Source organism: Halorubrum halophilum, assembly GCF_000739595.1.
Lineage (GTDB): Archaea > Halobacteriota > Halobacteria > Halobacteriales > Haloferacaceae > Halorubrum > Halorubrum halophilum.
On the sequence record NZ_BBJP01000080.1, the window covers coordinates 1 to 5,957 of the forward strand.

General features: G+C 54.1%; 10 protein-coding genes and 1 pseudogene. 1 reads left to right on the top strand and 10 read right to left on the bottom strand.

The window, feature by feature from the left end:
* Nucleotides 1-220, top strand: a pseudogene (locus ACP96_RS18280) (IS66 family transposase); the annotation flags it as partial.
* 10 nt (nt 221-230) lie between these two features.
* Here the strand turns inward: ACP96_RS18280 and ACP96_RS19665 are convergent.
* The 10 genes from ACP96_RS19665 to ACP96_RS18290 form a co-directional block, all read right to left on the bottom strand.
* Nucleotides 231-791 (bottom strand): hypothetical protein, encoded by a 561-nt coding sequence (locus ACP96_RS19665; RefSeq protein ID WP_223174246.1) that lies wholly within the window; start codon nt 789-791, stop codon nt 231-233.
* Complete coding sequence (locus ACP96_RS15885; protein WP_050034075.1) at nt 788-1,414, bottom strand: DUF7437 domain-containing protein; 627 nt, start codon at nt 1,412-1,414, stop codon at nt 788-790. Before ACP96_RS15885 ends, ACP96_RS19665 begins: the two co-directional genes overlap by 4 nt.
* A 242-nt stretch (nt 1,415-1,656) precedes the next feature.
* Complete coding sequence (locus ACP96_RS15890) at nt 1,657-1,878, bottom strand: hypothetical protein (protein ID WP_050034076.1); 222 nt, start codon at nt 1,876-1,878, stop codon at nt 1,657-1,659.
* A 24-nt stretch (nt 1,879-1,902) separates the two neighbouring features.
* Complete coding sequence (locus tag ACP96_RS15895) at nt 1,903-2,322, bottom strand: hypothetical protein (RefSeq protein ID WP_050034077.1); 420 nt, start codon at nt 2,320-2,322, stop codon at nt 1,903-1,905.
* 17 nt (nt 2,323-2,339) lie between these two features.
* The gene (locus ACP96_RS15900; protein WP_050034078.1) at nt 2,340-2,735 is read right to left on the bottom strand and encodes an HVO_A0114 family putative DNA-binding protein; all 396 of its coding nucleotides are present in this window, start codon (nt 2,733-2,735) and stop codon (nt 2,340-2,342) included.
* Nucleotides 2,736-2,788: 53 nt separating this feature from the next.
* Nucleotides 2,789-3,208 carry a PIN domain-containing protein gene (locus ACP96_RS15905; protein WP_050034079.1) on the bottom strand — a complete coding sequence of 140 codons (420 nt, stop codon included), beginning with the start codon at nt 3,206-3,208 and terminating at the stop codon, nt 2,789-2,791.
* A complete protein-coding gene (locus tag ACP96_RS15910; RefSeq protein WP_050034080.1) occupies nt 3,208-3,510 on the bottom strand; it encodes an AbrB/MazE/SpoVT family DNA-binding domain-containing protein in 303 nt (100 codons plus the stop codon). The genes ACP96_RS15905 and ACP96_RS15910 overlap by 1 nt, the downstream gene beginning before the upstream one ends.
* A gap of 157 nt (nt 3,511-3,667) precedes the next feature.
* Nucleotides 3,668-3,949, bottom strand: a complete 282-nt coding sequence (locus ACP96_RS15915; RefSeq protein ID WP_007344317.1) for a helix-turn-helix transcriptional regulator — start codon at nt 3,947-3,949, stop codon at nt 3,668-3,670.
* Between the two features lie 167 nt (nt 3,950-4,116).
* Nucleotides 4,117-4,896: a transcriptional regulator TbsP domain-containing protein gene (locus tag ACP96_RS15920; RefSeq protein ID WP_050034081.1), complete on the bottom strand. Its 780-nt coding sequence runs from the start codon at nt 4,894-4,896 to the stop codon at nt 4,117-4,119.
* A gap of 609 nt (nt 4,897-5,505) precedes the next feature.
* Entirely contained in the window at nt 5,506-5,910 is a 405-nt protein-coding gene (locus tag ACP96_RS18290; protein WP_082222447.1) for a hypothetical protein, read from the bottom strand.
* Nucleotides 5,911-5,957 lie beyond the last annotated feature (47 nt).

Consider the following 5,957-nt stretch of genomic DNA (forward strand, 5'->3'; position numbering starts at 1 on the left):
CACTACTCACACCACACTTCGTGAGCCAGTGGTTCTCCGGAAAATCATCGGAACGCTCCGTAATGACCGAGGAATGTTCGTTCACGAGACGGTCTTGTCCCTGCTGGCGACGTGGCGCCAGCAGGGACGCAATCCATACGAAGAACTTCGTCGAGTCGTCAGCAATAATGAGGTTATGTCACGGGCTCACGCTGTGCCGGCTGTCGAGACCTCGGGGTAAACACGTACCGTTATTGTATCTCTTCTAACACCTCTGGCCCCCTCAGTATCCGGAAGAACTGCTCGTACTCCGTCTCACTGACTACCTGGGATAGTGCGCGCTCTGCGTTCCTGTCGTCGATGATCAGCCCCACGGAATCGTGACCCTCAGACACCCGGATTTGAACAAGATTACCGGCGAATTTGGCGTCCGTTTTCGGGAGTTCATCTTCTCGCTCCTGTTCGAGCTTGGCTAATTCTCTGTGTGCTTCGTCAACCATCTCGCTCACGGTAGGGCCGTCACGGATTCGCGCACCGTAATCCGGCTCTGGAAGGGCAACAATCCAGTCCTCGTTACGTATTGGATCAAGCCAATCATTGACACCGTAGGGACCAGCCCATTCCTTGTCCAACTCCTCGACTACTCCAGTGGAGACGTACAACTGCCTATCAGTCGACTGAATGTAGTTGATTAGCTGTCGCCGTTCTGGAGTAGATCGCCCGATTCCACCCAAGACGCTCGAGTCAACGAGGAGCGCATCCGGGAGTGGGTAGAGAGGTGAAGAGTCAACTAATTTCGGCCGATCGCTCATTCCTGCTCAAACACGTACGGAGTATCTCGAATCTTCCGATCATGTACGTCGTGTTCGAAGGAATCATCGATGAGCCCTGCTTTGACAAACAGGGCGATGATCGGCTCCAGCGCCTGCGTGATGCTGATAGCCTCGATCTCATCAACATTGAGGCGGTCTGCTGCTCCACGACGTGTCACCTCGCCACTGAGATATGCCCGTGTCTGCTCAACCGCCATCAGCAGCTTCGCCTTGCCGTGCCGATCAAGGAAGAGTTCGATCTCACTGACCTCGCCGCTTGCACCGTAAGCGGCGATCGTAAGCGGGTCAAACAGTATCCGCGTCTCTCCCTCCCCAACGGGGAGAAATAGTGAATCAGTCTGGAGCTGGCTCTCTTTCCCGCTACTGACATCCTCGACAATGTCTAAGTTTTTGAGCTTTCCAACCCGCATTGAGGTTGTACTTCCGGCAAGGTCGAGTCTACGCTCGATACTGCTGTTCGTAGTAGGCTGATTCAGCAGGATGTCAGTATAGACTCTGGCGATGTCGGGATTCACCAGTATCTCTGAGGCTGCGATAAAGGAGCGTGCGGTGCCCTCTTTCGAGCCGTTCTCGTCCGCAGCCGGGGCGTTTGTTACCACCATCGTAATTCATGATACGTGAACCGAGAACTAATATCTTGTGGCAGTTGTTTCGGACTGTATGGAGGCTCCTAGAAATTGTTCTTAGATAACTGATTTGTAGATACTGGCATTCGTATTCACGTCTTAAGAGAGTATTTCACTTAAACGAATTAATCTTAATCTTAACCTTAAGGTTGGTCTGACAGCTTTTTCCGGACAAACGGCTGCTAGCCGGGTACTAGGGCGGTGTCGGTGTTTCGTGGTCACCACCCAGTGGCCATGTCCCAGAGGAGGGCGACGTCAACGACACCGAGGATAACTCCAGCTAGTAGCCACGCATCAAGCAACGATGTGAGGTCCAAGATCGGGCCAGAAACTGCGAGTTCGAAGGCCGACGCCAAACTCGCCACCTCAAACAAGAGTACCCCCGAGATGACCCAGATCACAGTCGCACTAGCAGCGATGAGAAGCTTGTTCCCGCTCATCTGTGACGCTCTAGCGACACCAAGCTACTGTCCATCGTACCAAGGCGGCGCACCGAACGCGTCGGTGTAGCAGTCCGGGTGACACGGTCGTTTGCGGTTGTCCGGCCACGCCCGGTCGAGCGCAACCTGCTCACCACAGAGCCCACACTCGGCGGTGTGGCCTGCCTGGCGAGCGTCTGGTGAGAGATTCCGTGCCTCGATGTAGAGCTCGTGGAGCGCCCATGGCGTGAGGCGAACGGCGACACGCTTAGCCGGCTCGGGATCGCCATCTGGCGTCGCAGCTGAAAGCGTAAGCACCCAGTCGTCACCTGGCTCACCGTCGGTCGCTGGCCCGAGGGCAACCGTCCCTGCGAGGTCGTCGTCGACGTAGTACCACTTTGCGTTGCGGTCGACATGGTAGTGACCATCGGGGCGCGGATCCTCGGGATCGACGTCGTCGCCCATCGTGTGTCCTCGTTGGGTCAGGCGTTCGCCTTCGGGCCCTGTCCGGACTTAGTCGTGAGCGGGAGGTCCGCGTCGATCTCGTCGTACCACACGACAGGCCGCTTTGCCCGGCCATTCTCCTCGAGTTCGACGAGGCCGTAGTCAGCCAGTTCGTTCACGTTCTCGAGGACCTCTGGTGGGTTCCGATCAACGAGGCGAGCGAGCTCGCGGATGCTCTCCGGTTCGTGTTCGACGATCGCCTCCAAGAGCTCAAGGTTGGTTGAGCGGAAGACGCGGCCGAACGTTTCGAGGTTCTCGATCGACAGCGTCGGCTCGCTGGGGTCGACGTCTTCGCCGGCGTCAATCGCTTTGAGGCGATCTTCGAGGTCGCTGCGGTCGGCGGACTTGATCTGAACGTGGAGTGTCTGGGTCATGGGTGGGGTGTGGGGTTGTGGGTCACAGACAAGTCAGATCTTCGAACGGGTGCCTACGCGGAACCGTCGCGGAACCGTTCGACTGGGATATCGGAGACGTCATCATAATCGTCGTCACCGCCAACTAAGAGCGTCGCGTCGACATGTTCAGCCGTTGCCAGCGCGAACGAGTCGCCAAGCGCAGGATTATACTTGAGCGTATACTCCGAGGCGTCCGTCCAAGTATCGCTGACATCTACCGTTTTGATACCGAGATCAGTCAGCCAATCGAGATACTCGTCGGCTGTGTCGCGGTCGTACTTCCGGGCGATTGTGTACCGGATTTCAGCGAAATTCACGTAGCTGGCGTAGCCGACAGTGTCCTCGACTGCGACCGCGTCGAGATACTCTTCTACAATCTCGCTGCCTGGTTCATCGTCGGCGTGTGCAATCAGTGGCTCGGCGTCGAAGACAACGCGGTCAGGAACCGCCATTACTCTTCAGTTGAGAACTGTGAGTCACGTTCTTTCCGGTCTTGGTCGCGTTTCTTTTTGAGGATCTCGGACGCAGGCTTGTCCGTACTCGCTTCGCTACGGGCGGCAAAGCCGCGCATCTCGCTCGGTGAGCGGACCTGTTCAACGATCACCTCTCCATCTTCGGTTTCCCGGAACAATACCTTCCCAGGCGCTTCGATCCCGAGCTTCTCGCGGAACCGTTTTGGGATGGTCGCCTGGCCGTGCTTAGTGACGGCGACAATCTCTTTTTCAGAGTTATTTGACTGTTCTGTCTTACTCATAGCTCATAATTAGATCTCGATCATAATCAAATTTTCTTCTCATTGACAAACAGTTGTTGCTCCTCTGTCGGGTGTTTTGGTCGGGTTCGAAGTATAGTTCCGCTTTTGAGGGACGCGAAATACTAGAGACAGACAGTCCTCGAACGCAGTGGTTCGATTACCCGTCGTGGTCAATATACTCGGCTTCCCATTCAGTCCGAGCTTCGATCTCTCTAGTACCCCGGCGAGTAGTGCTGTACTCGTTGGTCCGTCGGTCCCGCTGACTTTTTTCGATGAGTCCCTTCTCAACGAGCGTGTCGAGATTCGGATAGAGCCGCCCATGATGGATTTCCTTTTCGTAGTAATCCTCGAGCTCGTCTTTGATCGCAAGTCCGTGGGGGTCATCAAGTCCGGCAACGACGTACAGGAGATCGCGCTGAAAGCCAGTGAGATCGTACATGTCGCAATTTTCGTATTCGAGTTTTGAAATACTACTGATCTGGTGACTGCGTGTCATAGAATCGGTTTCACACCCTCTACGTAGTGCTTTTGACTGCTTCATCTCACGCTTGAGTCGGAGAAGTACCGTATTCCCGTCTCCATAGTCGGGCTATCGTGGGGTAGATGCTACAGCGAAGACCGGATCTCGGTGGAGAGTGTTTTCAGGTTTGCTGTCGCGAGCTCGTCGGTTGCGATAAGCCGAAGTCGGGGGCGACCGATATCTACTGGGACCTTTTCAGTCTCGATGAGGCCAGCATCTTCGAGTGCTGATTTGGCCCGTGAGAAGGTCGCTTTCGAAGCGATACCCGTATCCTCTCCCCATTTCGAGACGTCGTAGAGGAGGACCTCGTTGCGGGCTGCGAGGATGAGCATGATCTCGACGATACTGAGGTACTCGTTGCTGTTGGAAATCTCTTCAGCGTGTGCGAGGACTTCGTCGAGCTCGGCTGCGATATCGTCGCCGATTTCTTCTCGGAGCGTCTGTTTCACTACTGAGAGGGCAGGTGTCCGGAGGTGATACTGCTCGGCAGCCTCGAATCTGGAGTCGAACTCATCGTAGACTGATGAGACCAGCTCGGGGTCCGAGCTCGAAATACTGTGGTTGTCCATCACAGGAACTACAGTCTCAGATTCGGTTGTGAAGATGGTACTCTGAACTGGCTCCGTGAGTGTTCGGAGGCTGAGTTGCTCCCGGTGGATGAGTTCGGCGATCTTTGAGGCCGTGAGGAAGCTGTAGAGGGCGTCTTTGATTTCATCTGAGTCTGCGAGCAGCCGGACCTTGGGCTGGTCCTCAACCGTTACTGCTTCCTCTGCGAAGGCTGCGATTTGTTCAGAGCGAGGATTGATATACAATGCTGGCTCGTCTCGTTCGGGAATCATCTGAGTGGAAATGTATTGTTTGGTCATGTTCTATAATTTTCTGGACATGTACTTAATAGACATGGTATCTGAGAGGTGTTGAGAAAAGATTGAGTCTATCAGACAACGGTCACAGGGAGGTCATTCTAGTCCCGTCTCGCACCGCCTACGCAGGATAGTTCCGTGGTAGTGCCGTAGATGCTGGTTTCGAAATACTACTGACTGGCCCTGTTGGGGTTCTCAATATCTGACTGATTCTTACGTAGATTCGTCGGGACCCCGACACTCTGGTCTTGTATAGAGCTAAGGAATTGATTACTCTCCCCGTGGATCACCAACTGGTATTTCACCATATTCTGGACATGAGACCCATCCCTGTCCGAATGCCCCACCCATTCCTTGGTCCGGGCTCCATTCGTGTTCATCCCCACAATGTGGACAGTCTACCAGTGGAGGGTCAATCTCCAGTGCCTCTTGCTGGATGAAATAATTTCCTTGGTAAGAATCACAGTGCTGACAGACGTTCCCCCAGACTTTCTTGCCGAGAGTATTGCTGTAGACCCGTTCAACAGGGGTTTGGTAATTCGCGGCTCTGTTGAAATCCTATTCTTCAGACATATTCTCGTCTGAAACGGGCAGTCGCTGAAGAGTGCGTATCTAACGACCCAAAAATGTGTCACGACGTACCAACAGGAGAGTAAGCACGATCAGCGGAAGCGATAGGTAGATAATCAATATCATTAATGGAATATCTATCCTCACAGCCTGAATCGCACCAATCACCGCCGCTACGAGTGTTCCATACCAGCCGATGAGCCTTCCTTGATATACAAAGACCGCCAGTACACCCAGTACAATCCCTATCGCACTCCATCGGAGAGCAGCGACCGTTTGAGGACTGATCCCAGTTTCAACAGCTGGCCCCGATAACTGGGACAATGCCGCAAACAAGAATGAGAGGGCTGCGAACACCGCTAATCCGGCTACAAGACCGAGAACATCTATTGGTGGGCGTCCCTCACGTTTCTTTTCAAAAAGTGTGGAAGGATTTCCATCTGGCATATCTCATATTCTTATTCGAGGCACTGTAGTTGGATAGCAAGACCAAG

Bases quoted from the DNA above. Each gene is read 5' to 3' on its own strand.
- ACP96_RS15900 (WP_050034078.1), bottom strand. From the start codon at position 2,735: ATGACCCAGACACTCCACGTTCAGATCAAGTCCGCCGACCGCAGCGAC.
- ACP96_RS19665 (WP_223174246.1), bottom strand. From the start codon at position 791: ATGAGCGATCGGCCGAAATTAGTTGACTCTTCACCTCTCTACCCACTC.
- ACP96_RS15885 (WP_050034075.1), bottom strand. From the start codon at position 1,414: ATGGTGGTAACAAACGCCCCGGCTGCGGACGAGAACGGCTCGAAAGAG.
- ACP96_RS15905 (WP_050034079.1), bottom strand. From the start codon at position 3,208: ATGGCGGTTCCTGACCGCGTTGTCTTCGACGCCGAGCCACTGATTGCA.
- ACP96_RS15915 (WP_007344317.1), bottom strand. From the start codon at position 3,949: ATGTACGATCTCACTGGCTTTCAGCGCGATCTCCTGTACGTCGTTGCC.
- ACP96_RS15920 (WP_050034081.1), bottom strand. From the start codon at position 4,896: ATGACCAAACAATACATTTCCACTCAGATGATTCCCGAACGAGACGAG.
- ACP96_RS15910 (WP_050034080.1), bottom strand. From the start codon at position 3,510: ATGAGTAAGACAGAACAGTCAAATAACTCTGAAAAAGAGATTGTCGCC.
- ACP96_RS15890 (WP_050034076.1), bottom strand. From the start codon at position 1,878: ATGAGCGGGAACAAGCTTCTCATCGCTGCTAGTGCGACTGTGATCTGG.
- ACP96_RS18290 (WP_082222447.1), bottom strand. From the start codon at position 5,910: ATGCCAGATGGAAATCCTTCCACACTTTTTGAAAAGAAACGTGAGGGA.
- ACP96_RS15895 (WP_050034077.1), bottom strand. From the start codon at position 2,322: ATGGGCGACGACGTCGATCCCGAGGATCCGCGCCCCGATGGTCACTAC.